The organism is Ralstonia sp. R-29 (assembly GCF_049913345.1).
Taxonomy (GTDB): Bacteria; Pseudomonadota; Gammaproteobacteria; order Burkholderiales; family Burkholderiaceae; genus Ralstonia.
The window spans coordinates 2,830,423-2,855,019 of record NZ_CP184377.1; the positions used below are offsets into that span (position 1 = coordinate 2,830,423).

Below are 24,597 nucleotides of genomic sequence, written 5' to 3' on the forward strand. Positions count from 1 at the left end.
AGCCCGCCATCCCAAGCGGCACAACGGGTCGGCGGGGCCGGCTTGCGGCGTCGCAACGCTGTGCCTTTCAGAATAATTCTTTCAATCGACGGCGCAAGATCGATAGACGTCACCTCGTCTGCAGTACAAGGCCTCGCGGCCCGCACTGCACTGGTGCAGCCGCTGTTATTTCAGAGTGCGCAGATAGGGGAACAGTGCCGCGTCGAAGCCGCCGAGCTTGCGCAGATGCGCCCAGTCGAAGCACGGCCCCGGATCGGTCTTGCGCCCAGGGGCGATGTCCGAGTGCCCGGCAATCGCGGCAATCGGATACGCCGCGCAGATGGCCCGCACAAGAGATGCGGTGGCGGCGTATTGCTCGGGGGTAAAGGACAGGTCGTCCGTGCCTTCGATCTCGATGCCGACGGAAAAATCGTTGCAGCGCGGTCGGCCAAAGAAATCTGATGCGCCGGCATGCCAAGCGCGCGCATCGCAGGGCGCGAACTGCACGCACTCACCGGTGCGACGAACGAAGAAATGCGCCGACACGCGCACACCCCGCAACTGATCGAAGTACGGATGCGCGTCGCAGTCGAGCGTGTTGGTGAAGAAATCGAGCACAGCGTCTGAGCCGAAGTCGGCTGCGGACTGCGCAGGCGGCAGGCTGATGTTGTGCAGCACGATCAGGTCGATCGGCATGCCGTCGGGCCGCGCGTCGATGTTGGGTGACGGATGGCGCCGCATGCCGTCCACCCAGCCATCGGCACCGACGTGCAAGGCGCCCGGCTTAGGCATCGCCATTCAGGCCGTCCAGGCCGTTGTTGGCGGGCTCAATATCACGCGGATCACGGATGCCAAGCTGCTGCATGCGATAGCGCAACTGCCGGAACGACAAGCCGAGCAGCTTGGCCGCCGCCGTACGGTTGAAGCCGGTCTGATCCAGCGCCACAAGGATCACACTGCGCTCCACGGACTCCAGATAGGCGGGCAGATCGATCGGCAATGCGACGCTTGGCAGCGGCGGCTCCGAGGGCTGCGCAGCCGGGGCTGGCTCGGCCGACAGTGCCACCGGCGGCTGCATTGGCTGCAGCGGCTGCAACGCGCCCATCGGGCTCGGCACGGAGGCCGGCATGTAAGCAGCGTCGGCCCAGCCTGCCATCGGCGATGGCGCAGTCGAGTGATGGGCCGCCGCAGCCTGCGCCTCGCGCGTGCGATGGAACAGCGGTGAACGCTCGATCTCGGCGCCGAGGGCGCCCAGGTCATCCACGTCGATCGATTCGCCCTCGGCAAACGCGTAGGCGCGCTCGAGCAGGTTCTCCAGCTCGCGCACGTTGCCCGGGAACGGGTAGGCGCACAGTTGCTGCAGCGCCGGACGCGTCAGGCGCTTGGGCCGCGGATCGCCATAGCGGTTGGCAAGTTGCTCCAGCAGCACGCCGGCCAGCACGGGCACGTCTTCAGCACGCTCGCGCAGCGTGGGCATGCGCAGCTCCAGCACGTTCAGGCGGTAGAACAAGTCTTCGCGGAAGCGGCCGGCGGCGACCAGACGCGCGAGATTCTGGTGGCTCGCGCACACCACGCGGACGTCGACCGGCTCTTCACGGCTTTCGCCGATCTTGCGTACGCGGCGCTCCTGCAGTGCGCGCAGCAATTTCACCTGCATCGTCAGCGGCAGGTCGGCCACCTCGTCGAGCATGAGCGTGCCGCCGTTGGCAGCCTGGAAGAAGCCCTGGCGATCGCTGTCCGCACCGGTAAAGGAGCCCTTCACGTAGCCGAAGAACTCGGCTTCCATCAAATTCTCGGGGATCGCGCCGCAGTTCACGGCCACGAACGGCCGCGATGCACGCGCCGACAACGCATGGATGGCCCGCGCCGCACGCTCCTTGCCGCTACCGGATTCCCCGCTGATGACCACCGGCGCCATGCTGCGCGCCAGCCGCATCAGCGAGCGGCGCACTTCCTGCATGGCGGCGGAGTGGCCCGGCAGCAGTTCATTGGTGCGCTCGGCCAGGTCAGAGTTACCGGGGTCCCCAGCGTCCAGACCGCGCTGCTGGCGGCCCAGCGCATTGAGCACGAGGCTGCGCAGCTGGTCGAGCGAGAGCGGCTTGGCGATGTAATCGAACGCGCCCGCCTTGAGCGCTTCCACCGCGTTCTCGGCGCTGCCGTAAGCGGTGATGACGGCCACCGGCGTGCGGTCGGCCGTGGCCGAGAGCTGGCGCACGAGTTCGATGCCGAGGCCATCCCCCAGGCGCATGTCGGTCAGCACAAGTGCAAAGCGCTGGCGGGACAATGCCTCGCGCGCTTCGGCCAGCCCACTGGCGAGCACCACGTCGTGGCCCATGCGGCGCAGGGAAATTTCCAGCAGCTCGCGCAGGTCGGCTTCGTCATCGACAACGAGAATGGGTTCGCGAACGATGGCGGTTTTGGACATGGATCAGCAGGTCAGCAGAAGATCAGCCGGCGGTTTATTCCGCAATCGGCACGGCGTGTTGATCAAACATCAGGGTGATGACGAAGGCGCGGCGCGGCAAGGTGTCGCGCGCCTCCATGGTCAACGCTCCGGTGCGATCGAGCAAGGATTCCAGCGCGATGGCGCCATAGCGGATCTGCGCATCGTTGGCGCCGCACAACTCGCGCGCCATGTAGAGGCCCAGGCCAGTGCCTTGGGCGTCATTCGTGAAGAACGGCTCGAACAGGCTGCGCTGTTGTTCGGCGCTGACCTCGGGGCCGTCGTTCCAGATGACGAGTTCGGCGTGGGTCTCATCCAATGCATAGGCAGCCAACAGGATCGAACCCGGCACGCGGCGGCAATAGCGCAGCGCGTTGTCGAGCATATTGCCCACCACCTGCTGCAACTGCGCCGGGTCGAATAGCACGGGCTTGTCGAGGTCCACCGCCACGCGGACGAGGTTGGCATTGATCTCGGTGCCGGCACGGCGGAGGGCCTCGGCGCGCCAGCGGTCGATCACCTCGGGCAGCACGTGGGCGAGCTCCACACGCACACGCTCGCCACGCGGGCGGCGCGAAAGCATCAGCACATCGGCGACCACCTGGTCCAGCCGGCGAACGTTGTCGCGAATGATCCGGAGCAGGCGCGTCTCCACGCCGGAGCCTTCCGGGCGCGCGGGTCCGTTGCCCTCTGTGCCATCGCCCGGATCATCCAGCAGTTCGGCGGCTTGGCTGATCGCGGCCAGCGGGTTGCGGATCTGGTGCGCAATGCTCGCCACCAGCCGGCCCATCGATGCGAGCTTTTCCTGCTGGGCCTGCTCCGCCACACGCTCCCAGCTTTCCACGTGGATCAGCACCGTGTCGTGCAGCTCGTGGCGCAAAAAGGCTTCGTCATCGCTCGACCAGCCTTGCGCGGTGATGTCGGCCGAAAGCTGGCGTGGGCGTGACACTGCGCCGCCCTCCCCCGGCAACCCCAGGCCGATCGAACTGACGAGGCTGTCCAGATAGACGCTGCGCAAGTTCGCCAGACTCGGCAGGATGAAGCGCAGACGCAAGCGGGCTGGCGGCGCACGCCTGCCGCCCTGCGCGATCGGAAGCAAGTCGAGAATGCGCGGCGCATCGTCGTCGCCCGTGCCGTCTGCGGGCCGGCTCTTGCGGCGCAGCCACTGGCGCAGCGTCTCCAGCAGCGGGCGCAGGTGCGGCACGTCCTTTAGGTCGAACAGCATCGCGCCGCTGCCCACGAAGGCGTTTTGCGGCACGCCCAGCAGCATGGCTGCGGCCGGGTTGGCCGCCACGACGCGGCCGTCAGCGCGCACCAGCATCACGCCGTCCTGCATGTCGTAGACCATCAGGCGGTTCACGAGCTGCTGCAGGCGCAACTCGCGCTCGCGCGCCATCGTCAGGCGCTCTTGCGCAATCTGGCGGTGCGACAGGCCGTACATCATCGACGCGGCCGTCATGTAGACGAGCCCATACAGCCCCGCCGACGCCAGCCCCGGCGCAATCACGCCGTCGCCGAGCATCTGGAGGAACGGATCGGCCAGCACCACCATCGACGCCACCGCCGCCGTGAACAGCGCAAACAGCAGACTGGTGAGCGCGCCAGCCGCCAGCACCGGCATCAACAACACCATCGCCACGCTGGCTGACAAGCGCGACAGGGCGGCATACGCCATCCCAAGGAAGAGCAGATCAAGCACGACATCGAGCCGCACGCGGAATTGGAACCGCGTGCGCCACCACCCGGCAGCCGCCAGGATCAGCAGCGCCACCGCCAAGTACGGCAGCGTCAGACTCAGCAGCGTCTCGCTATTGGGCAGGCCGCCGGCTTCATCGTGGCCACGCGGCACCATCACGAACAGCAGCAGCACCAGCGCCACAGCCGCGCGGCTGAAAGCGAAATAGCGCAGCAGACGCCATTGGAATTCGGGAGGATCGGGTTCCTGCCAGACCGAGCGCAGCGCGTGCCACGCATTCAGGCGGGAGAGCAGTCGGCGCGGGCCGGCATCAGCCCTCTTGGGCGCCCCAGTCGACGACGTGCCGGACGCATCCGGCATCACGCGCCGCCCCGGTCGGCGTGCTCGGGGCAGCGATAGCGCCCGCCAGGCAGTGCCACCATGCCGGAGCGCGGTGCGTGCACCCCGCACACGGCGCATTGCTCGATCGGCTGGGATGCCCCGGGCTCAGGCGCGCGCCGCGCCGCGCCCTGCGATGCGGACGGCCCTGAGGTGCGCGACGAACGCGACCCCAGGCGGCTCAGCCACCACCAACCGGCGAGCAGCATCAGGATCAGCAAAACAGGACGGGTCATGAAAAAACCGACAGAGGGGCGGTGATCGCCAAAAGAAACGCCAAGAACGCGTTACACGCGGTGAAGGATGACTTCCAGCACGAAGCGGCTGCCCACATAGGCCAGCAGCAGAATCGCAAACGCCGCCATCACCCAGCGCAGCGCCACGCGCCCACGCCAGCCACGGAAACGGCGCCCCAGCAGGATGCCGCCGAACATCGCCCACGACAGCACCGCAAACACATTCTTGTGATCAAAGTGGAAGGCACGGTGGAACAGGTGCTCGGAGAACAGCACGCCCGAAGCGATGGTCAGCGTGAGCAGCACGAAGCCCGCGCCGATCAGGCGAAACAGCAGTTTTTCCAGCGTCAGCAACGGCGGCAGCAAATCGAGCCAGCGGCCAAGCCAGCCGGACTCATTCGGGCGATTGATGGTGTGCAGCCGGCGCTCGGCGGCGAGCATGAGGATGGCGTGGAAAGCCGCCAGCGTGAACAGCCCATACGCAACGTTAGCGATGGCGAAGTGGAGCTTGAACAGCGGGCTGGCCGCATAACCGAGGATCTGCGCGCCCGGAAACACCAGCGGCAGCAGACTGCCGAGCAGCGCCACCGGCATCACCAGCAGGCCCAGACCCGCCAGCGAGAAGAACAGGCTCTCGATCCAGAAGATGCCCACACCCAGCCACAGCATGGCCGACAGCGCATAGGCAAAGCCGAACACCATGGAACTGGCTGGGAAAATAGTCTCGTGCAGCAGAAAGCCGTGCGCGGCCAGCGCCGCCAGCAAGCCCCACCGCCACCAGCCAGGGGCGGAATCCGCAGAAGCCGGGGGCGGCGGCACCAGCACCGCTGCGCCGGAAGGCTGGCCGCCCAGCATGGCACCAGCCGCGGCCGAGGCCTCGAGCCCACCGCGTCGTACCCACGCCGTCCAGGCGAGGGTGCCATAGAGAAGCGCCGTCAGCGCATACAGTACAATGACCATTTGCACAGTTTACCGCAGCGCACCCCGGTTTTGGCTGGGGCCCGTCCCCGCCGAAAGCCTCAGCGGGCGGCCAAGCGGAACGCACATTCCTAGCCGGCGCACGCCAAGCGAGCACCGGCCTCATCTTCATCCCGTCCCCAATTCCGGATCCCTGTCACTGTCATGCTGGATAACCTGACCCAACGGCTCGCGCGCGTGGTCAAGACCATGCGCGGCGAAGCGCGCCTGACCGAAGCCAATACCGCCGAGATGCTGCGCGAAGTCCGCCTGGCACTGCTCGAAGCCGACGTGGCGTTGCCGGTCGTGCGCGAGTTCATTGCCCGCGTCAAGGAAAAGGCGCTCGGCGAAGACGTCATCACCAGCCTCTCGCCCGGGCAAGCGCTGGTCGGCATCGTGCAGCGCGAGCTGACCGCCATCATCGGCGGCCAGGAAGCGCTGGAAGGCGTCGGCAACAACATCATGGGCGGCCGCGCGGCGGAGCTGAACCTGAACGTCACGCCGCCCGCGATCATCCTGATGGCCGGCCTGCAAGGCGCAGGTAAGACCACCACCGTCGGCAAGCTGGCCAAGTGGCTCAAAGAGAACAAGAAGAAGAAAGTGCTGACGGTGTCGTGCGACGTGTATCGCCCCGCCGCTATCGCGCAGCTGAAGACCGTTTCCGAACAGGTCGGCGCAGACTTCTTCCCATCACAGCCTGACCAGAAGCCGGTGGATATCGCCGTCGCGGCGGTCGACTGGGCCAAGAAGCATTACCACGACGTGCTGATCGTCGACACAGCCGGCCGCCTCGGTATCGACGAGGCGATGATGCAGGAGATCGCCGCGCTGCACGCCACGCTCAAGCCAGCCGAAACGCTGTTCGTGGTCGACGCGATGCTCGGCCAAGATGCCGTCAACACCGCCAAGGCCTTCAACGACACCCTGCCGCTGACCGGCGTGGTGCTGACTAAGCTCGACGGTGATGCGCGCGGTGGTGCGGCGCTGTCGGTGCGTCACATCACGGGCAAGCCGATCAAGTTTGTCGGTGTGGCCGAAAAGCTCGACGGGCTGGAGCCGTTCTACCCCGACCGCATGGCCCAGCGCATTCTGGGCATGGGCGACATCCTCGCGCTGGTGGAAGAAGCCCAGCGCGGTGTCGACATGGAAGAGGCGCAGAAGCTGGCCGCCAAGATCAAGAAGACCGGCGGCTTCGACCTGGAAGACTTCAAGGCGCAGATCGGCCAGATGAAGAAGATGGGTGGCCTGGGTAGCCTGATCGACAAGCTCCCCGCGCAGATGGCCCAGCAGGCGCAAGGTGCCAACATGGACCAGGCCGAAAAGCAGGTCCGCCGCATGGAAGGCATCATCAATTCCATGACGGCCGCCGAGCGCGCCAAGCCTGAGCTGATCAAAGCCAGCCGCAAGCGCCGCATTGCCGCCGGTGCCGGCGTGCAGGTGCAGGAGGTCAACCGCTTGCTCAATCAGTTCGAGCAAATGCAGACCATGATGAAGAAGCTCAAGGGCGGCGGCATGATGAAGATGATGCGTGCCATGGGCGGTATGAAAGGTGGCATGAAAGGTTTGTTTGGTGGATAACCAACCCACGCCCTTCCCTCAAACCGTTTTCACCAGACCAACACGATGCTGAATGCAGAACAGGCCCGCGAACTCTGGGCCAACTCCGAAGAAATCGTCAGCGAAGACGCTGTACGCGGCTCGCTGGATCGCATGGCCGCCGAGATCACCGAGAAGATCGGCGACACCTTCCCGATGGTGCTGTCCGTGATGGGCGGCGCGTGCGTGTTCACCGGCATGCTGCTGCCGAAGCTGGCCTTCCCGCTGGAGTTCGACTACATCCACCTCTCGCGCTACAACAACCAGACCGTGGGTAGCAAAGAGATGCAGTGGCGCGTGGCGCCGCGCGAGTCGGTCAAGGGCCGCACGGTGCTGGTGCTCGACGACATCCTCGACGAAGGCGAAACGATGGCCGCCATCCGCTCGCGCATCATCGACATGGGCGCCGCCGAGTTCTACTCCGCCGTGCTGTGCGAAAAAACGCTCGCCAAGGACAAGCCGCTGTACCCCGATTTCTGCGGCTTCAACGTGCCGGACCGCTACGTCTTCGGCTGCGGCATGGATGCCAAGGGCTACTGGCGCAACCTGCCGACCATCCGCGCACTGAAGAACACCTGACGCGGCGCAGGCGCAAACAAAAAGGAAAAGGGCGACCACCAAGTCGCCCTTTTTTATTGACGCCGATACGGCCGCTCACGCAGCCACTTGGTGGCGATCCACTTCTCGCCGCGCTCCACCGGCAGGCCGGCGTGCAGCGTATCTTCATCGAGCGAGCCATCCGGCCGCTTGTAGACGAAGAAAACAGCGTTGCCCTTGACCGGCGCCACCTCCAGCCCGAGCTTGGGAAAGCCCGTCGCGCCGCCGGCCTGCACGCTGTTCAGGTAGATGACCATGGTGGCCACACGCTGGCCGCCGACTTCCAATTGGCGCGCTTCACCGGTGCGGCCCGGGTTGAAGAAATCGAAATGCGGCTGGTATTCGCCGCCGGGCTGATAGTGCAGCACCTGAAAGCCCTCGCCGTGCTCGACCGGCACACCCACCGCCTGCGCGATACGTGCCTCGATCTTGGCGATGAGCGGATGCTCGCCCACCTGGAACATCCCACCTTGGCTCGTGCGCGCCGAGATCAGGTTCTCTTCACCCGTCTCCGGGTTCACGACCGGCGAACGCTTGAGGCGATTGCGCCCGAGCGCGATCAACTGATCACACTCCTCGTCGGAGAGGAAGTGCTGGAACAGCACGATGCGCGGCGTTTCCAGCGCAAACAGAATGGGAATGTCGCCGTCCGCGGTATGGACGGCGTTGCTGTTCTCCACGGCTTCCTGAGCGGCCGGCATGGGAGTCTGCACTGCAGCCGGAACGGGCGCCGGCGCGCGGGCAGCGAGCGCCTCATCGACAACGCGGCGGGCGAAGGCACGGTCGTAGCCGGACTGCACCATCGAAGCCACCAGCGGGTCAGCCTCGAAACCTTCGGTCACGTGACGCTGCAGCCAGTCGCGCAGCGCTTCGGACATGGTCGCGTACGGTTGGGTCGTGGACATGCGCAATGAGGAGATGCAGGCGAGCGAAAGGGATGGCCCTATTGTAGGCCGAGCGCTCTGATGCCGACGATCAGGAACCGCCAGCCGGGCCGCCGGCAATACGCAGCGGCGAAAACGGATTGCGTGCCGGCACCTCGGGCAGCGCCTTGGCACGCGGCGCGCTTTCCGCCGGCACCGGGGCGGACACCGTCATCGTGCTCGACTCCTGGTACTGCCAGCGCTTCCACGCCGCCAGCACCGCGTTCGGATATTGCGGCTGACCTCGGCTGCCGTTGTAGCGGCCGAGCGCCAGGTACAGATTGCCGCCTTCCATGTCGAGGTAGTGACGCAGGATCGTGCAGCCATAGCGCAGGTTGCTCTGCAGGTGGAACAGCTTGCGGGGGTCCTTATCGCCGATGCTGCGCGTCCAGAAGGGCATCACCTGCATGAGACCCATGGCGCCCGCGCTGCTCATGGCGTACTTGCGGAAGCCGCTTTCTACCTGAATGAGACCCAGCACCAGGGCCGGATCGAGGCCGGCGCGCTTGGCTTCGTAGTACGCGGTTTCGATCAACTCCACGCGGACCGACGCCACCGGGATCTTGCTCGACATGCGCACCGACATCTCAGCCAACCAGCGCAGATAGCCGAGTTGCTCATCGTTGCTGGCGAACACCGGACGCAGCGGGCGGCTGTCGGCCACAGCGGCGGACAACGCACTGCGCACGGAGTCCGCCAGGTACTCCTCTTTCTGCGCGCCCGCCCACGCCGGCCGTACCCCCGCGATGCCCACAAGCAAGGCCCCCGCGCACAGCGCAGTGGCGATCAGGCGGGGGAAGCGCAAGCGGCGCATGCAGTTCGGCTCCATTACTGCGCGAGACGCGCCTTCAGCGTCGCCAGCACATCGGCCGGCGCCACGGCAGTGGCAGCCTCGTCGCGGCGGCCCTGGAATTCCAGCTTGCCTTCCTTCAAGCCGCGGTCGCCCACCACCACACGGAACGGCACGCCGATCAGTTCCCAGTCAGCGAACATCGCGCCGGGGCGCTCGCCGCGGTCGTCCAGCATCACGTCGATGCCGGCGGCCACCAGCTCAGCGTGCAGGCGGTCGGCTTCGGCGCGCACGGCGTCGGAGCGGTCGTAGCCCACCGGGCAGATCACCACTTGGAACGGCGCGATCGACGCCGGCCAGATGATCCCGCGCGCATCGTAGTTCTGCTCGATGGCCGCGCCCAGAATCCGCGTAATACCGATGCCGTAGCAGCCCATCACCATCGGCTGGGTCTTGCCGTTTTCATCGAGGAACGTGGCGTTCATCGCATCGGAATAGCGCGTGCCGAGCATGAAGACGTGGCCGACTTCGATGCCACGGCAGATCGCCAGCGTGCCCTTGCCGTCCGGCGACGGATCGCCCTCTACCACGTTGCGCAGGTCGTAGACCTCAGGCTCGGGCAGGTCGCGGCCCCAGTTCACGCCGGTGAAGTGGTAGTCCTCTTCATTGGCGCCGACGACGAAATCGCTCATGGCCGCCACGGTGCGATCGGCCACCACCTTGATCGGCTGCTTCGTACCGATCGGGCCCAGATAGCCCGGCGGCGTGCCGAACGCGCGCAGGATTTCGCCCTCCGTGGCGAAACGGAATTCGGCCAGGCCCGGCACCTTCGATGCCTTGACCTCGTTGAGCTCGTGATCAGCACGGATCAGCAACATCCAGATTTGCGGCTCACCACCGTCGACGTCCGTTGCCAGTACGATCGACTTGACGTTGCGTTCGAGCGGAATGCCCAGCTGCTCGGCCACCGCCTCGCATTTGGTGCGGCCCGGCGTGTGCGTCTTGGCGAATGCCTCCGTTGGGGCAGCGCGCGGCGTGGCCGGAGCCAGCGCCTCGGCGGCCTCCATGTTGGCGGCGTAGTCCGAATCCGGGCAGTACACGATGGCGTCTTCGCCCGTCTCGGCAATCACGTGGAACTCGTGCGAGCCCGATCCGCCGATGGCGCCGTTATCAGCGGCCACGGCGCGGAACTCCAAGCCAAAGCGCTGGAAGATGCGCGTGTAGGCGTCGTACATCTTCTGGTACGAGACCTTCAGGCCTTCGGCGTCACGGTCGAAGGAGTACGCGTCCTTCATGGTGAATTCGCGGCCGCGCATGATGCCGAAGCGCGGACGGCGCTCGTCACGGAACTTGGTTTGAATCTGATAGAAATTCACCGGCATCTGCTTGTACGAGCGGATCTCGGTGCGGGCGATGTCGGTCACCACCTCTTCGGAGGTCGGCTGGATGACGAGGTCGCGGTCATGGCGGTCTTTCACGCGCATCATCTCGTCGCCCATCTTGTCCCAGCGGCCGGTCTCCTGCCACAGCTCAGCCGGCTGCACCACCGGCATCAGCACCTCCACTGCGCCGCTGGCGTTCATTTCCTCACGCACGATCTGTTCGACCTTGCGGATCACGCGCAGCCCCACGGGCATGTACGTATAGAGGCCCGCGCCAAGTTTCTTGATCATGCCGGCACGCATCATCAACTTGTGCGACACGATTTCCGCGTCGGCGGGCGCTTCCTTGAGCGTGGAAATGAAGAACTGGGACGCTTTCATGCGACTGACAATAAGGGATGGCGCGGCCTAGCAAAGCCGCGAGAACAAGGGCAAAAGCCACCGGAATCAGGAGATGGAACGAGGCGCCAGACGCACATTCGCGCGGTCGGCACCCCTCCCCCAGGAGGCGCGAGTGAGCGGCAACATTTCGGCTTCTGTGACAGCCAGACGACGGGCCGCTCTATAATCGGCGTAATTCTAAAGTATTCGAGGTGCAGTCATGCTCGATCGTGAAGGCTTCCGCCCGAACGTCGGCATCATCCTCATCAACGCAAGAAACGAGGTGTTCTGGGGCAAGCGCATTGGCGAGCACTCCTGGCAGTTTCCACAAGGCGGCATCAAGTACGGTGAGACACCCGAACAAGCGATGTTCCGCGAACTGCACGAAGAAGTCGGCCTGTTGCCAGAACACGTCCGGATCGTCGGTCGCACGCGCGACTGGCTGCGGTATGAGGTGCCGGACAAGTTCATCCGCCGTGAGATACGCGGTCACTACCGGGGCCAGAAACAGATCTGGTTCCTGCTGCGCATGGTCGGTCGCGATTGCGACATCCAGCTGCGCGCCACCGAGCATCCGGAGTTCGATGCGTGGCGGTGGAGCCAGTACTGGGTGCCGCTCGAGGCCGTGATCGAGTTCAAGCGCGAGGTATATCAACTGGCGCTGTCGGAGCTTTCGCGCTTCGTGCAGCGGCAGACCCGCGCGCCGCTCTCGCCGTATGGTCGCGGCGGGCAACACCGCGAGCGCGATGGGCGCGACAATCGCGACGGCCGTGAACGTTCCGGCGGCCAAGGCGGTCGGAGCGAGCAGCATGCGCGCGAACCGCACGCTCAGTCGGCCCTGACCGTCACCACTACGACGGTCATCGTCGAAACGGTGAGCGTATCCGCGCCGGCCCCCTCTTCCAACCCTGACGACACAAGTCCCAAGGACAATTCGTGACTCTGATGACGACGACACGTGGAGCGCGCCGCGCTCTCGTGCCGCTCGCGCTGGCGGCTGCGCTGGCGTTGACGGCATGTGGCCACAACCGCACCGGCGACCTCGAAGACAAGCTGTTGATGGACCCGTTCAACGACAAGCCCTTCAAGGAAGATGCCGTCACCTTCCCGGCCCCGCCGGTCGATCGTGATGCCGTGCCGTTCGACGTGGGCGGCCGCAATGATTCGCCGCTGCGCTTCGCCATCGATCCGAAATCGGTGTCGATCGGCACGGACAACGTGGTGCGCTACACCGTGCTGATCACCAGCAAAACCGGCGCGCGCAACGTCAACTACGAAGGCCTGCGTTGCGACACCGCCGAGCGCCGCATCTATGCAACCCTGCGCAACGATACCAACCAGTGGATCGGCAACCGCGCCGTCGACATGAACGAAAGCGCGAATGCGGAATCCGCCAGCATGAACGCCTATAAGGCGGCAGGCGACTGGCAGCGTGTTGGCAACGGTGGTCCGACCGACTACGCCTCGGCGCTGATGCGGTCGTATTTCTGTGATGTGCGGTCAGTGGCTGGGGATGGAAAAGCGTCTACGCTCGTGCGGCGGTTGAGCGGTCCGGGCGGACGCTATTACGGGCCCTGAAAGTCAGGACACCGCAAACACAAAGGCCAACCCCGCGAGGGATTGGCCTTTTGTTTTTGGTGCTCCGCGCGCCGCGGAATCAGAGCAGCACCAGGTTATCCCGATGCACCAGTTCGGCAGCGCTGACGTAACCAAGCACCGTTTCAATCTCCGACGATGCTTTGCGCGCGATCAGACGGGCTTCCGCCGACGAGTAGTTCGTCAGGCCACGCGCCACTTCGCGGCCTGCGTTGTCGACGCAGGAAATCACTTCGCCGCGGGCAAACTCGCCCTGTACTTCCGTCACGCCAATCGGCAGCAAGGACTTGCCACCGGCGGTGAGCTTTTCCACCGCACCGGCATCGAGTACCACGCGCCCGCGCAACTGCAGATGGTCAATCATCCATTGCTTGCGCGCCGCCATGCGGCCGGTTTGCGCGCGCAGTTGCGTGCCGATGGCCTCGCCGTTGGCAAGCCGCGCCAGCACGTTGTCTTCACGACCGGAGGCAATGATGGTGTGCGCGCCCGACTTGGCCGCGCGCTTGGCGGCCAGAATCTTCGTCAGCATGCCGCCCTTGCCGATGCTCGAACCGGCGCCACCGGCCATCTGCTCCAGGTCGGGCGTGCCGGCCTGCGCTTCGTCGACGAAGCGTGCGTTCGGGTCCTTGCGCGGGTCAGCGGTATACAAGCCGCGCTGGTCCGTCAGGATGATCAGCGCGTCGCCTTCGATCAGGTTGGTGACGAGCGCGCCGAGCGTGTCGTTGTCACCGAACTTGATTTCGTCGGTGACGACCGTGTCGTTCTCGTTGATGATCGGCACCACGCCCAGGCTCAGCAGCGTGAGCAGCGTGGAGCGCGCATTGAGGTAGCGCTCGCGGTCGGCCAAGTCGCCGTGTGTGAGCAGGACCTGCGCGGTGCGGATGCTGTGTCGCGCGAATTCAGATTCGTACACCTGCGCCAGCCCCATCTGCCCGACGGCGGCAGCAGCCTGCAGTTCGTGGATTTCCTTCGGACGTTTGACCCAGCCGAGGCGTTGCATCCCCTCAGCAATCGCGCCGGAACTGACCAGTACGACTTCCTTGCCGGCCGCCCGCAACGCCGCGATCTGCGCGGCCCAGCGAGCGATGGCGGCTTGGTCGAGACCGCGCCCGTCATTGGTAACCAGACTGGAACCGACCTTGACGACAAGGCGGCGCGCATCAGCAATCAGCGAATGCAGGGCCATGGTGGGCGTGTCTCCGAAGGATGTGTTGTGTTTATTTCGCTTGATCGTCGTGATCGACGTTGTGCAGGGTCGGATCCAGACGTTGGTCGGGTGCGGCCGCCGCAGCGTCCTCTTCGGCACGCAGCTCGTCGAGGTATTCCTGGATCGCGTGGACCAGCGCCTGCGTGCCGTCGTGCGTCAGCGCAGAAATGCGGTGCACCGGGCCCTTCCACTTGAAGCGCTTCACAAAGTCCTTCACGCGCGCTTCGCGTTCGTCCTCGGGCACCATGTCGAGCTTGTTGAGCACCAGCCAGCGCGGCTTGTCGAACAGCTCGGCATCGTACTTCTTCAGCTCGCCGACGATGGCCTTGGCCTCGGCCACCGGGTCAACGCTCTCGTCAAACGGAGCGAGGTCCACCACGTGCAGCAACACGCGCGTGCGCTGCAGGTGACGCAAGAACTGGTGACCCAGGCCAGCACCTTCCGCCGCGCCTTCGATCAGGCCAGGAATGTCCGCCACCACGAACGACTTCGACGGGCCCGTGCGCACCACCCCCAGGTTCGGATGGAGCGTCGTGAACGGATAGTCGGCAATCTTCGGGCGCGCGTTGGAGATGGCGGTGATCAGCGTCGACTTGCCGGCGTTCGGCATGCCGAGCAGGCCCACATCCGCCAGCACCTTCAACTCCAGACGGAGGTTGCGGCGCTCGCCGGGCTTGCCGTCGGTCTTCTGACGCGGCGCACGGTTGGTACTCGACTTGAAGTGGATGTTGCCCCAGCCACCTTCGCCGCCCTGCGCCAGGCACAGGCGTTGGCCGTCGATCGTCAGATCGGCGATCAGCTCTTCCGTGTCGGCGTCGTAGATGGCGGTTCCCACCGGCATGCGCAGGGTGATGTCTTCACCGGCAGCGCCGTAGCAGTCGGCACCGCGGCCGTTTTCGCCGTTGCGCGCGAGGTGCTTCTTGGCGAAGCGGTAGTCGATCAGCGTGTTGATGTTGCGGTCGGCCACCGCCCACACGCTGCCACCGCGCCCGCCGTCGCCGCCGTCCGGGCCACCGAACGGGACGAATTTCTCGCGGCGCATCGAGGCGCTGCCGTTGCCGCCGTCACCAGCGATCACTTCAATCCGGGCTTCGTCGATGAACTTCATGGAGGTCTCCGCCCGTGCGGCGTGCGCACGGCAGGTAAAAAAAGAATCGGCGCTGCTGCGCCATCGCTAACAGAACGCGCCTGAAGATTGCGCTGGAAGCATGCGCGAAAAACCAGCGCACCGTCCAATATCAGGCATCGCGTTTTGTTAGCGGCCAGAAACGAAAAAGCCCCGCACGGGTGCGGGGCCTTAGCACTACAAGGCTGAATTAGGCCGCCGGAACAACGTCGACGAACTGCTTCTTGCCTTCGCCGCGCTTGGCGAACTTCACGTGGCCATCGACCAGCGCGAAGAGGGTGTGGTCCTTGCCCATGCCCACGTTCACGCCAGCGTGCGTGCGGGTACCGCGTTGGCGAATGATGATGCCGCCAGCGTTGATCGCTTGGCCGCCGTACACCTTCACGCCCAGGCGCTTCGACTCGGAATCGCGGCCGTTCCGTGTGGAACCGCCGCCTTTTTTCTGTGCCATGACTGAACTCCTATCCGGTTACGTAATTGACGACGCAGCCTTAGGCCACGATCGAGTCGATACGCAACTCGGTGTAATTTTGACGATGCCCTTGGCGCTTTTGATAGTGCTTACGACGGCGCATCTTGAAGATGTGCACTTTGTCGTGACGACCGTGGGAGATGACGGTGGCTTTGACGGCAGCACCGCTCACCAGAGGCGCACCAACCTTGAGTTGGTCGCCAGCGCCCACTGCGAGCACCTGGTCAAGCGTGATTTCTGCGCCAACGTCCGCCGGTATCTGTTCTACTTTCAGTTTTTCGCCAGCAGCAACCTTGTATTGCTTACCGCCGGTTTTTACGACCGCGTACATTGTCGGACCTCGATAAAAGAACTAAAACGTGACTCTTGCGCCGCTCGCTGTCCACTTACGCGGACAACGGGCACAGAGAACTCGCAACTATACAAGAAAAACCCAAGCAAATCAAAGGCTAAAGCCCAACATCCACGTCAACGCCGCACAACGGCCTGCGGCGCCGCTCCCACCCCGCCGACACACCGGGCAAACCACCTGCTTGCTCTATAATCTCGCGGTTTTTGCGCCGCATCGAGCGCGCGCAAGCCAACCATCCGTCACACCGCCTCCGCCGGAACCCGCCTTGACTCAGACCTCCGCCTCCGTCCTGCTCGCCCCCGTCGCTGAAGACATGCGCGCCGTCGATGCCGTGATCCGCCGCCGCCTCGGCTCGGAGGTCGTGCTGATCAACCAGATCGGCGAATACATCATCAGCGCCGGCGGCAAGCGCCTGCGCCCGGTGATCCTGCTGCTAGTGGCCAATGCGCTGGGCTACAGGGGTGAGTACCACCATGAACTGGCCGCCGTGGTCGAGTTCATCCACACCGCCACGCTGCTGCACGACGACGTCGTCGACGAATCCGACCTGCGCCGCGGTCGCAAAACCGCCAACGCCGTGTTCGGCAACGCGGCCAGCGTGCTGGTGGGCGACTTCCTGTATTCGCGCGCCTTCCAGATGATGGTGCAGGCCAACAGCATGCGCATCATGCAGATCCTGGCCGACGCCACCAACATCATCTCCGAGGGCGAGGTCCTGCAACTGCTGAACATGCACGACCCCGACGTGACGGAAGAGCGCTATCTCCAAGTCATCCGTTACAAGACCGCCAAGCTGTTCGAGGCTGCCGCACAGATCGGCGCCGTACTCTCGGGCGCGGACACCGCCACCGAAGAGGCCGCCGCCGAATACGGCCGGCGCATCGGCACCGCATTCCAGATTGTCGATGACCTGCTCGACTACACCGCCACCGCAGATCAGATGGGCAAGAACGCCGGCGACGACTTGCGCGAAGGCAAGCCGACGCTGCCGCTCATCTATTTGCTGCGCAACGGCACGGAAGAGCAACGCGTGCTGGTGCGTGAGGCAATCGAGCAAGGCGGCACGGAACATTTCGACGCGATCTTCGCTGCGATCCAGGCTTCCGGCGCGCTGGAGTACACGCGCCAGGCCGCTGAACGCGAAGCCGCTGCCGCCGAGGAAGCAGCAAATGCATTACCCCCTTCCCTTTTCCGTCAGACGCTGATAGACTTGTGTGCTTTCTCGCTGCAACGTCAGTCCTGACCAGCGCGAGATCTGCAAAGAAGCATCGGGGTGTAGCTTAGCCTGGTAGAGCGCTACGTTCGGGACGTAGAGGCCGGAGGTTCGAATCCTCTCACCCCGACCAGAAATTCCCTTGTCGATCAAGGACATCAAGCCCAGCAATTGCTGGGCTTTTTTGTTTCTGGGCGCCCTCTGAGGTGGATTTGCAGCAAAGGCATACGCGGCGGCGGCCCGCATCGGCGCGACAAACCCCTCTGTTATAGTGGGCGCCTTGCTTTTCTTCCGCCCCCACCTTGGACTCTTGGCCGCTCTGGGCACAAATCGGCGCCGTCGCGCTGCTGTTGTGCTGCTCCGCCTTCTTCTCGATTTCCGAAACCGCGATGATGGCGCTCAACCGCCATCGCCTGCGCCATCTCGCCAAGTCCAACGTCTCGGGCGCGCGCAATACGCAGGAACTGCTCGGCCAGACCGACAAGCTGCTCTCGCTCATCCTGATCGGTAACAACCTCATCAACACCGCCGTGCCGGTGCTGACCACGACCCTGGCGATCCACTATTTCGGCAACAACGGGACCACACTGTCCATTGCTACGGCCTTCGTCGCGTTTCTCATCATCGTGTTCGCCGAGATCGCCCCGAAGATCGTGGGCGCAACGTACCCGGAACGCGTTGCATTTCCGGCCAGCTTCATCATCAAGCCGTTGCTGACCGTCTCGACGCCACTGGTGGCCGTGGTCAATACGTTCGCCATGGGCGTGCTGCGGCTGGTGCGCATCAATACAAAAGCGGCGCCAGAACAGCGGATGTCGACCGAGGAACTGCGCACACTGGTGCTGGAGTCCGGCAACTTCATTCCGCACAAGCACCGCAGCATCCTGCTCAACCTGTTCGATCTGGACGCCATCACGGTGGACGATGTGATGACACCGCGCGCGCGGGTGGAATCGCTCGATCTGTCGCGCCCGATTGATGAGGTGATCCAGCAACTGGAGACCTGCTATCACAACAAGCTGCCGGTGTTCGAGCAGGACAGCGATCAGGTGATCGGCATTCTGCATGTGCGCAAAGTGCTGTCGCTGCTGGGGCATACCGAGCTGACGCATGACGATTTCCGCAATCTGCTGGCCGAACCGTACTTCGTGCCAAGCGGCACGCCCGTCTTCCGCCAGCTACAGTACTTTCAGGAGAACCGTCGACGCCTGGGCCTGATCGTCAACGAATACGGCGACATGCTGGGGCTGGTGACGCTGGAAGACATCATTGAAGAGATGATCGGCGAGTTCACCACCACGCTGCCCAACGCCGGCAAGCTGGCGTGGGACGCCGAGGGCGCTTATCTGGCGGATGCAGGTATGTCCCTGCGCGACTTGAACCGGCGCCTGGGCCTGCATTTGCCGACTGATGGCCCCAAGACGCTCAACGGGCTGGTACTGGAAGTGCTGGAAGAAATTCCGGAAGCGACCGTCAGCGTACGGGTGGCAGGGTGCGTGATGGACATCGTGCAGATGGACAACCAGTCGATCCGGACCGTGCGACTGCACCGGCCAGCGGATGGAAAGCGTAGTTAGGGCCACACTGGCGGCGAAAAGCTTCAGCCCGGGCGGTTTTCTGCCGTTGTGGCACAAATGCAAGCTGCGCTTTGATGTGCGCTTTACAAATGTAGGGGCGGTCGGCAAACTGCCCCGATTCCGGCCGTCACCCCCCACGAATGGGTGGGGCCCGCAACAACACACAAAACAACTCGCCTTGGGGGGCGGGCGTGCACTGGAGGCAGTGGGGCCGGGTGCGCGCTGAAATGGTCAGTCAGATAGGCTCATGACACTTGGACTCGCTCTAGCACAGAGCCGGCGGATCGCGCCGACGTTGCTCACCCAGCTCGAACAGAGCGCGCGCGAAAAGCGCACGCAACTGATCGACGAACTGGTGGGCAGCGGCATCATGAGCGCGCACGATCTGGCGGTCTTCGTGGCCGGCAAGTACCAGATGCCGCTGCTGGACCTGGCCCAGTACAAGCTCGACACCGTGCCGGCTGTGCTGGCGGCTAACAAGCACTTCTCCCAACTGCGCCTGCTGCCGCTAGGCCGGCGCGATAACCGCCTCATTCTGGCCACGTCCGACCCGAGCGACCCGAAGCCGATCGAAGAGCTGCGCCAGAAGATGAACGTGGCGATCGAAACGGTCATCGTCGAGCACGACAAGCTGGTGCGCCAGCTGAGCCTCGCCAACGAGGCGCCGGCGGAGATCAAGTCGCTCTTCCCTGTACAGGAAGCCAAGCAGATCGAGTACGACCCGGGCGCCGCTGCCGCCACGCGCCGCACCACCACCGACGGCATCGACGATGCCCCCGTGGTGCGCTTCCTTCAGAAGCTCTTTACCGAGGCGCTGCTGCGCGGTGCCTCCGACTTGCACTTCGAGCCGTTTGAAACGTTTTACCGCGTGCGCTTCCGCATTGACGGCATCCTGGCCCAGGTTGCGCAGCCGCCGCTGGATATCCGCGACAAGATCGCCACCCGCATCAAGGTGCTCTCTCGCCTGGATATCTCGGAAAAGCGCGTGCCGCAAGACGGCCGCATGAAGCTGCTCATCACCGTCCCGAAAGACAAGAAGGACAAGGACAACAAGGAGACGATCGAGCGCGCCATCGACTTCCGGGTGTCGACGCTGCCGACGCTGTTCGGCGAGAAGATCGTGATCCGGATTCTGGAGTCGTCCACCGAACGGCTCGACATCGATCAGCTCGGCTACGAGCCCGAGCAGAAGCAGTTGCTTGTGGACGTGATCAAGCGCCCGTACGGCATGGTGCTGGTGACAGGCCCCACCGGCTCGGGCAAGACGGTGTCGCTGTACACGTTCCTCAACAAGCTCAATACGGGCGACATCAACATTTCCACGGCTGAAGACCCGGCGGAAATCCAGTTGCCCGGGATCAACCAGGTCAACGTGAACGACAAGGCAGGGCTGACCTTTGCGGCGGCGCTCAAGTCGTTCCTGCGGCAGGATCCGGACATCATCATGGTGGGCGAAATCCGCGACCTGGAAACGGCGGATATTTCGATCAAGGCCGCGCAGACGGGCCACTTGGTGTTCTCCACGCTGCACACCAACGATGCACCAACCACGCTGACCCGCCTGATGAACATGGGCGTGGCGCCATTCAACATCGCGTCGTCGGTACTGATGATCACGGCGCAGCGTCTGGCGCGCCGGCTGTGCAAGGAATGCAAGAAACCGGGGCCGCTGCCCAAGGAAACGCTGCTCGACGCGGGCTTTACGGAAGCCGACCTCGACGGTTCCTGGCAGCCGTACCATCCGGTCGGCTGCGAAACCTGCAACGGTAGCGGCTACAAGGGCCGCGTCGGTATCTACCAGGTCATGCCGATCACCGAGGCGATCCAGGAGATCATCCTGACGCACGGCACTGCGTTGCAGATCGCTGAGCAGGCACGCAAAGAGGGTGTGCTGTCGCTGCGTGAAGCGGGCCTGAAGAAAGTCAAGCTGGGGCTGACTTCCCTTGAGGAAGTGCTGGCCACCACAAACCAATAAGCGACCAATAACCTTCTCGATCAATCGTTCCCATACCGGGGGGTAGGAACCAACCATGGCCACACGAGCACCCGCCGCCAACCGCGCGGCCGCCGCGCCGGCACGTAAGACTGCCAAGACAAAGGCACCCACACAGTACATTTTCGAGTGGGAAGGCAAGGACCGCAAAGGCAAGATCTTCAAGGGCGAGATGCGCGCGGAGAGCATCACCGAGGTGAATGCCGTCCTGCGTAAGCAAGGTCTGTCGATCACCAAGTCCAAGCGCAGGCGCGCCGCGCGCGGCAAGAAGATCGTGCCGAAGGATGTGGCGTACTTCACGCGCCAACTGTCGACCATGCTCAAGGCCGGCGTGCCGCTGCTGCAGTCGATCGACATCATCGCCAAGGGCCACGCCAATCCGAACTTCACGCAGTTGCTGACAGAAATCCGCTTCGACATCGAGTCGGGTAGCAGCATGGCCCAAGCCTTCCGACGCCATCCGCAGTACTTCGACACGCTGTACTGCAACCTGATCGACGCAGGTGAACAGGGCGGTATTCTCGACGCGCTGCTTGAACGCCTGTCGCTGTACATGGAGAAGTCGATCGCGCTGAAGGCGCAGATCAAGTCGGCCATGATCTACCCGATCTCGGTGCTGTCAGTGGCTTTCATCGTGACGGTGGTGCTGATGGTCTTCGTGGTGCCCTCGTTCAAAAGCGTGTTCTCCAGCTTTGGTGCCACGCTCCCGGCCCCGACATTGGTCGTGATGAGCATCTCCGACTTCTTTGTGCAGTGGTGGTACATCATTGTCTTTGCACCCATCATCGGCATTACGCTGTTCGCCCGGGCGTTCAAGCGCTCCGAGAACGTGCAGCGCTCCACACATCGCTGGATTCTTCGGATCCCCATCTTCGGCAACATCATCCGCAAGGCAACCATCGCCCGCTGGACGCGTACGTTGGCGACGATGTTTGCGGCCGGCACGCCCTTGGTGGAATCGATGGAATCCGTCGCAGGTGCGGCAGGCAATTGGGTCTACCACGACGCCACCCTGGAAATTCAGCAGGCCGTGCGCATCGGTACCAGCCTGACTAACGCGATGCAAGCCACACACGTGTTCGACAACATGGTGCTGCAGATGGCGCAGATCGGCGAGGAATCCGGCGCGTTGGACAACATGCTGCTCAAGGTGGCCGAGTTCTACGAACGCGAAGTGGATGATGCGGTGGCGAACATCTCCACCCTGATCGAGCCGCTCATCATCGTGATTCTTGGCGTGTTGATCGGCGGCATGGTGGTGGCAATGTATCTGCCGATCTTCAAGCTGGGCCAGGTGGTGTAATGCCGGAGATGTTCGTCATTCCCACGCTGGCATTCTTGCCGGCGTGGTTTGTAACCGGAGCCGGCGGGCTGGTCGGCTTGCTCGTCGGCAGCTTCCTCAACGTGGTGATCCACCGGCTGCCACGGATGATCGAGCGCGACGAGGCCAACTACATTGCCGAGCTGCGCGAAGAGCCGCTGCCCCACCCCGATACCTACAACCTGGTCGTACCTCGCTCGGCATGCCCGTCGTGCGGGCATCAGATCAAGGCAGTGGAGAACATTCCGATCTTGAGTTGGCTCGCGCTGCGTGGTCGTTGCAGCGCCTGCAAAACGCCGATCTCTTGGCGCTACCCCGCCGTGGAACTGGTCACGGGCCTGCTGACCGCCGCTTGCCTGTGGCACTTCGGCCCGACGTGGGTGGCCGTCGCCTCGGCGGTGCTACTGTGGTTCCTGGTCGCCGGCACGATGATCGACGCCGACACCCAATTGCTGCCCGACGCCATCACCCAGCCCCTGCTCTGGCTCGGCCTGGGCGTGAACCTGTTTGGCATGTTCGCGCATCTGCAGGACGCGGTGATCGGCGCGATGGCGGGGTACCTCTTCCTCTGGTCCATCTATTGGGCCTACAAGTTGCTGCGCGGCCGCGAAGGCATGGGCTATGGCGACTTCAAGCTGATGGCGGCGCTCGGTGCGTGGTTTGGCTGGCAAGCGCTGCCGCTGCTCGTGCTGCTGTCGTCGGTAGTCGGGCTGGTGTTTGGCCTCGTGCGCATCGCGCGGGGTGCGAAGAGCGAATCACCGTTCTCGTTCGGACCCTTCATTGCCGGCGCGGGCGTCATCGCACTGCTGGCCGGCCCGCAGCTCGTCGTGCTGACGGGGTTGGGCCCCGTATTGGCGCCGTAAGGATGTCGGCATGCGCGTGATCGGGCTGACGGGCGGCATCGGCAGCGGCAAGAGCTACGTGGCGGACCGCCTGGCCGAGCGCGGCGCCGCCATCGTCGATACCGACGCCATCGCGCACGAGATCACCGCACCCGGCGGCGCCGCCATCCCCAAGCTGGTCGACACGTTCGGCGCAGGCATCCTGCGCGCGGATGGCGCCATGGACCGCGACGCCATGCGCGCCCTGGCCTTCTCCGATGCCACCGCCAAGGCGCGGCTGGAACAGATCACGCATCCGCTGATCCGCGAAATCGGCCTCGCACGCGGGGCCGCAGCGCAGGCATCGGGCGCCCATCCGTACCTCGTCTATGTGGTCCCTCTGCTGGTGGAATCGTTGGCGGGGCATCAAAGCTGGCGCACGCTGGTCGATCGCATTTTGGTGGTCGACTGCCCCGTCGAAACGCAGATTGCCCGGGTGATGGCCCGCAACGGCCTGCCGCGCGCGCAGGTGGAGGCCATCATCGCCCGCCAGGCCAGCCGCGACGCCCGCTTGGCCGCCGCTGACGACGTGATCGACAACAGTGGCACACTCGCTGAACTCATCCCGCAGATCGACCGTCTGGACCAAGCCTATCGGTCGAACTGAAATAGCCTGAAAGCGATCGCCACGGCCCTTTGCATTGTGATGCGCGAGGGTCTCGCATAGAATGCGGGCAGATCGAAGCCAAACGGGCTTCGGGGCCTATGCCAGCAGGCCCGCAAACCGGGCACCCAAGTTTTGATCCTGTACGAATATCCCTTCAACGAACGCATTCGGACGTTGCTGCGTCTCGAAGACTTGTTCGAGCGTCTGGATTTCTTTCTCGCGCAGGAACATCCGCTGCAGCACCATGTGGCCCTGACCACGCTATTCGAAGTCGTTGACGTGGCTGGTCGCGCCGACCTCAAGGCCGACCTGCTCAAGGAACTCGATCGCCAGCGCCAGACGCTGACCGCGCTGCGCGCAAATCCGCAGATCGACCAGGACGCGCTCGACGCCGTCATCAGCGAGTTGGAAACCGCTTCGGGCAACCTCACCGCCACGCACGGCAAGGCCGGCCAGCTTATCGCCGACAACGAATGGCTGACGAGCATCCGCAGCCGCGCCATCATCCCGGGCGGCACATGCGAATTCGATTTGCCGGCGTATTTTGCATGGCAGCATCACCCCGCCGATCGCCGTCGCGCCGACATCATCAAATGGGCCCAGCCGCTCGTGCCGCTGCGCGATGCGACGATGATCGTGCTGCGCCTGCTGCGCGAGTCCGGCCAGAGTGGCAAGGTGATTGCTACTGCAGGCAGCTATCAGCAAATGCTGTCGGGTCGCGTGTATCAGCTCATGCAGGTGCGCCTGGACGATGCGGCGCTGGGGTTCATTCCCGAGATCAGCGCCAACAAGTACATGCTCTGGGTGCGCTTTACCCAGCAGGATGGCGAAGTGCGGCCCAAGCCGGTCGACGCAGATATCCCGTTCCAGCTGAAGCTCTGTAATTTCTAGCCT

At 64.2% G+C, this 24,597-nt stretch carries 24 protein-coding genes and 1 tRNA gene; 12 read left to right on the plus strand and 13 right to left on the minus strand.

Annotated elements, in window-relative coordinates; translation table 11 throughout:
* Positions 1 to 165: 165 nt before the first annotated feature.
* From ampD to ACN9M1_RS13355, 5 genes are read right to left on the minus strand one after another with little or no spacing between them, the layout of a single operon-like run.
* Positions 166 to 771 (minus strand): 1,6-anhydro-N-acetylmuramyl-L-alanine amidase AmpD, encoded by a 606-nt coding sequence (gene ampD / locus ACN9M1_RS13335; protein WP_426398863.1) that lies wholly within the window; start codon positions 769 to 771, stop codon positions 166 to 168.
* Entirely contained in the window at positions 764 to 2,404 is a 1,641-nt protein-coding gene (locus ACN9M1_RS13340; RefSeq protein ID WP_426395073.1) for a sigma 54-interacting transcriptional regulator, read from the minus strand. Before ACN9M1_RS13340 ends, ampD begins: the two co-directional genes overlap by 8 nt.
* A 34-nt stretch (positions 2,405 to 2,438) precedes the next feature.
* On the minus strand, positions 2,439 to 4,481 hold the full coding sequence (locus ACN9M1_RS13345) for an ATP-binding protein (RefSeq protein WP_426395075.1): 2,043 nt from the start codon (positions 4,479 to 4,481) through the stop codon (positions 2,439 to 2,441).
* A complete protein-coding gene (locus ACN9M1_RS13350; RefSeq protein ID WP_426395076.1) occupies positions 4,478 to 4,732 on the minus strand; it encodes a hypothetical protein in 255 nt (84 codons plus the stop codon). The genes ACN9M1_RS13345 and ACN9M1_RS13350 overlap by 4 nt, the downstream gene beginning before the upstream one ends.
* A 51-nt stretch (positions 4,733 to 4,783) precedes the next feature.
* Complete coding sequence (locus tag ACN9M1_RS13355) at positions 4,784 to 5,692, minus strand: cytochrome C assembly family protein (protein WP_426395078.1); 909 nt, start codon at positions 5,690 to 5,692, stop codon at positions 4,784 to 4,786.
* 162 nt (positions 5,693 to 5,854) lie between these two features.
* Here ACN9M1_RS13355 and ffh point away from each other — a divergent pair, with 162 nt between their 5' ends.
* Positions 5,855 to 7,267 (plus strand): signal recognition particle protein, encoded by a 1,413-nt coding sequence (ffh, locus tag ACN9M1_RS13360; protein ID WP_426395079.1) that lies wholly within the window; start codon positions 5,855 to 5,857, stop codon positions 7,265 to 7,267.
* 45 nt (positions 7,268 to 7,312) lie between these two features.
* Positions 7,313 to 7,864, plus strand: coding sequence for a hypoxanthine-guanine phosphoribosyltransferase (locus ACN9M1_RS13365; protein WP_426395081.1), 552 nt, complete (start codon positions 7,313 to 7,315; stop codon positions 7,862 to 7,864).
* 53 nt (positions 7,865 to 7,917) lie between these two features.
* On the opposite strand, the gene ACN9M1_RS13370 is transcribed toward ACN9M1_RS13365, so the two are convergent.
* The 3 genes from ACN9M1_RS13370 to ACN9M1_RS13380 all read right to left on the minus strand — a co-directional run bounded on the left by ACN9M1_RS13370 (position 7,918) and on the right by ACN9M1_RS13380 (position 11,358).
* Positions 7,918 to 8,787 (minus strand): 2OG-Fe(II) oxygenase, encoded by an 870-nt coding sequence (locus ACN9M1_RS13370; RefSeq protein WP_426395082.1) that lies wholly within the window; start codon positions 8,785 to 8,787, stop codon positions 7,918 to 7,920.
* A gap of 70 nt (positions 8,788 to 8,857) precedes the next feature.
* Positions 8,858 to 9,619: a lytic transglycosylase domain-containing protein gene (locus tag ACN9M1_RS13375; RefSeq protein ID WP_426395084.1), complete on the minus strand. Its 762-nt coding sequence runs from the start codon at positions 9,617 to 9,619 to the stop codon at positions 8,858 to 8,860.
* Positions 9,620 to 9,633: 14 nt separating this feature from the next.
* The gene (locus ACN9M1_RS13380) at positions 9,634 to 11,358 is read right to left on the minus strand and encodes a proline--tRNA ligase (protein WP_426395086.1); all 1,725 of its coding nucleotides are present in this window, start codon (positions 11,356 to 11,358) and stop codon (positions 9,634 to 9,636) included.
* Positions 11,359 to 11,578: 220 nt separating this feature from the next.
* On the opposite strand from ACN9M1_RS13380, the gene ACN9M1_RS13385 reads away from it, so the two are divergent.
* Both ACN9M1_RS13385 and ACN9M1_RS13390 read left to right on the plus strand, forming a co-directional pair.
* A complete protein-coding gene (locus ACN9M1_RS13385) occupies positions 11,579 to 12,298 on the plus strand; it encodes an RNA pyrophosphohydrolase (protein ID WP_426395087.1) in 720 nt (239 codons plus the stop codon).
* A gap of 5 nt (positions 12,299 to 12,303) precedes the next feature.
* Positions 12,304 to 12,936: a CNP1-like family protein gene (locus tag ACN9M1_RS13390; RefSeq protein WP_426395089.1), complete on the plus strand. Its 633-nt coding sequence runs from the start codon at positions 12,304 to 12,306 to the stop codon at positions 12,934 to 12,936.
* A 79-nt stretch (positions 12,937 to 13,015) separates the two neighbouring features.
* On the opposite strand, the gene proB is transcribed toward ACN9M1_RS13390, so the two are convergent.
* The 4 genes from proB to rplU all read right to left on the minus strand — a co-directional run bounded on the left by proB (position 13,016) and on the right by rplU (position 16,090).
* Positions 13,016 to 14,140, minus strand: a complete 1,125-nt coding sequence (gene proB / locus ACN9M1_RS13395) for a glutamate 5-kinase (RefSeq protein ID WP_426395091.1) — start codon at positions 14,138 to 14,140, stop codon at positions 13,016 to 13,018.
* Between the two features lie 31 nt (positions 14,141 to 14,171).
* Positions 14,172 to 15,269, minus strand: a complete 1,098-nt coding sequence (obgE, locus tag ACN9M1_RS13400) for a GTPase ObgE (protein ID WP_426395093.1) — start codon at positions 15,267 to 15,269, stop codon at positions 14,172 to 14,174.
* Positions 15,270 to 15,477: 208 nt separating this feature from the next.
* Positions 15,478 to 15,738, minus strand: a complete 261-nt coding sequence (rpmA, locus tag ACN9M1_RS13405) for a 50S ribosomal protein L27 (protein WP_426395095.1) — start codon at positions 15,736 to 15,738, stop codon at positions 15,478 to 15,480.
* Positions 15,739 to 15,778: 40 nt separating this feature from the next.
* On the minus strand, positions 15,779 to 16,090 hold the full coding sequence (gene rplU, locus ACN9M1_RS13410; protein WP_004633023.1) for a 50S ribosomal protein L21: 312 nt from the start codon (positions 16,088 to 16,090) through the stop codon (positions 15,779 to 15,781).
* A 334-nt stretch (positions 16,091 to 16,424) separates the two neighbouring features.
* Here rplU and ispB point away from each other — a divergent pair, with 334 nt between their 5' ends.
* Together ispB and ACN9M1_RS13420 are read left to right on the plus strand one after the other, a co-directional pair.
* Positions 16,425 to 17,354, plus strand: a complete 930-nt coding sequence (gene ispB / locus ACN9M1_RS13415) for an octaprenyl diphosphate synthase (protein WP_426398864.1) — start codon at positions 16,425 to 16,427, stop codon at positions 17,352 to 17,354.
* Positions 17,355 to 17,380: 26 nt separating this feature from the next.
* Positions 17,381 to 17,457 (plus strand) — tRNA-Pro (locus ACN9M1_RS13420).
* Here ACN9M1_RS13420 and ACN9M1_RS13425 read toward each other — a convergent pair.
* A complete protein-coding gene (locus ACN9M1_RS13425) occupies positions 17,446 to 17,727 on the minus strand; it encodes a hypothetical protein (RefSeq protein WP_426398914.1) in 282 nt (93 codons plus the stop codon). The genes ACN9M1_RS13420 and ACN9M1_RS13425 overlap by 12 nt on opposite strands.
* Between ACN9M1_RS13425 and ACN9M1_RS13430 the strand changes: the two genes are divergently transcribed.
* From ACN9M1_RS13430 to zapD, 6 genes are all read left to right on the plus strand, one after another.
* Entirely contained in the window at positions 17,627 to 18,901 is a 1,275-nt protein-coding gene (locus ACN9M1_RS13430) for an HlyC/CorC family transporter (RefSeq protein ID WP_426395098.1), read from the plus strand. The genes ACN9M1_RS13425 and ACN9M1_RS13430 overlap by 101 nt on opposite strands.
* Before the next feature lie 247 nt (positions 18,902 to 19,148).
* A complete protein-coding gene (gene pilB / locus ACN9M1_RS13435; RefSeq protein ID WP_426395100.1) occupies positions 19,149 to 20,876 on the plus strand; it encodes a type IV-A pilus assembly ATPase PilB in 1,728 nt (575 codons plus the stop codon).
* Positions 20,877 to 20,931: 55 nt separating this feature from the next.
* Complete coding sequence (locus tag ACN9M1_RS13440; protein WP_426395102.1) at positions 20,932 to 22,197, plus strand: type II secretion system F family protein; 1,266 nt, start codon at positions 20,932 to 20,934, stop codon at positions 22,195 to 22,197.
* Entirely contained in the window at positions 22,197 to 23,078 is an 882-nt protein-coding gene (locus tag ACN9M1_RS13445) for a prepilin peptidase (protein WP_426395104.1), read from the plus strand. Before ACN9M1_RS13440 ends, ACN9M1_RS13445 begins: the two co-directional genes overlap by 1 nt.
* Positions 23,079 to 23,088: 10 nt before the next feature.
* Positions 23,089 to 23,703, plus strand: a complete 615-nt coding sequence (gene coaE / locus ACN9M1_RS13450) for a dephospho-CoA kinase (protein WP_426395105.1) — start codon at positions 23,089 to 23,091, stop codon at positions 23,701 to 23,703.
* Positions 23,704 to 23,835: 132 nt separating this feature from the next.
* Positions 23,836 to 24,594 carry a cell division protein ZapD gene (gene zapD, locus ACN9M1_RS13455; protein WP_426395107.1) on the plus strand — a complete coding sequence of 253 codons (759 nt, stop codon included), beginning with the start codon at positions 23,836 to 23,838 and terminating at the stop codon, positions 24,592 to 24,594.
* Positions 24,595 to 24,597 lie beyond the last annotated feature (3 nt).

What these genes read in the sequence shown, in the direction of transcription:
- ACN9M1_RS13445 (WP_426395104.1), top strand. Translation starts at nt 22,197, where the DNA reads ATGCCGGAGATGTTCGTCATTCCCACGCTGGCATTCTTGCCGGCGTGG.
- ACN9M1_RS13375 (WP_426395084.1), bottom strand. Translation starts at nt 9,619, where the DNA reads ATGCGCCGCTTGCGCTTCCCCCGCCTGATCGCCACTGCGCTGTGCGCG.
- coaE (WP_426395105.1), top strand. Translation starts at nt 23,089, where the DNA reads ATGCGCGTGATCGGGCTGACGGGCGGCATCGGCAGCGGCAAGAGCTAC.
- ACN9M1_RS13355 (WP_426395078.1), bottom strand. Translation starts at nt 5,692, where the DNA reads ATGGTCATTGTACTGTATGCGCTGACGGCGCTTCTCTATGGCACCCTC.
- ACN9M1_RS13365 (WP_426395081.1), top strand. Translation starts at nt 7,313, where the DNA reads ATGCTGAATGCAGAACAGGCCCGCGAACTCTGGGCCAACTCCGAAGAA.
- ispB (WP_426398864.1), top strand. Translation starts at nt 16,425, where the DNA reads ATGCGCGCCGTCGATGCCGTGATCCGCCGCCGCCTCGGCTCGGAGGTC.
- ACN9M1_RS13370 (WP_426395082.1), bottom strand. Translation starts at nt 8,787, where the DNA reads ATGTCCACGACCCAACCGTACGCGACCATGTCCGAAGCGCTGCGCGAC.
- ffh (WP_426395079.1), top strand. Translation starts at nt 5,855, where the DNA reads ATGCTGGATAACCTGACCCAACGGCTCGCGCGCGTGGTCAAGACCATG.
- ampD (WP_426398863.1), bottom strand. Translation starts at nt 771, where the DNA reads ATGCCTAAGCCGGGCGCCTTGCACGTCGGTGCCGATGGCTGGGTGGAC.
- ACN9M1_RS13390 (WP_426395089.1), top strand. Translation starts at nt 12,304, where the DNA reads ATGACGACGACACGTGGAGCGCGCCGCGCTCTCGTGCCGCTCGCGCTG.
- ACN9M1_RS13385 (WP_426395087.1), top strand. Translation starts at nt 11,579, where the DNA reads ATGCTCGATCGTGAAGGCTTCCGCCCGAACGTCGGCATCATCCTCATC.
- obgE (WP_426395093.1), bottom strand. Translation starts at nt 15,269, where the DNA reads ATGAAGTTCATCGACGAAGCCCGGATTGAAGTGATCGCTGGTGACGGC.
- rplU (WP_004633023.1), bottom strand. Translation starts at nt 16,090, where the DNA reads ATGTACGCGGTCGTAAAAACCGGCGGTAAGCAATACAAGGTTGCTGCT.
- rpmA (WP_426395095.1), bottom strand. Translation starts at nt 15,738, where the DNA reads ATGGCACAGAAAAAAGGCGGCGGTTCCACACGGAACGGCCGCGATTCC.
- ACN9M1_RS13340 (WP_426395073.1), bottom strand. Translation starts at nt 2,404, where the DNA reads ATGTCCAAAACCGCCATCGTTCGCGAACCCATTCTCGTTGTCGATGAC.
- ACN9M1_RS13440 (WP_426395102.1), top strand. Translation starts at nt 20,932, where the DNA reads ATGGCCACACGAGCACCCGCCGCCAACCGCGCGGCCGCCGCGCCGGCA.
- ACN9M1_RS13350 (WP_426395076.1), bottom strand. Translation starts at nt 4,732, where the DNA reads ATGACCCGTCCTGTTTTGCTGATCCTGATGCTGCTCGCCGGTTGGTGG.
- ACN9M1_RS13380 (WP_426395086.1), bottom strand. Translation starts at nt 11,358, where the DNA reads ATGAAAGCGTCCCAGTTCTTCATTTCCACGCTCAAGGAAGCGCCCGCC.
- pilB (WP_426395100.1), top strand. Translation starts at nt 19,149, where the DNA reads ATGACACTTGGACTCGCTCTAGCACAGAGCCGGCGGATCGCGCCGACG.
- proB (WP_426395091.1), bottom strand. Translation starts at nt 14,140, where the DNA reads ATGGCCCTGCATTCGCTGATTGCTGATGCGCGCCGCCTTGTCGTCAAG.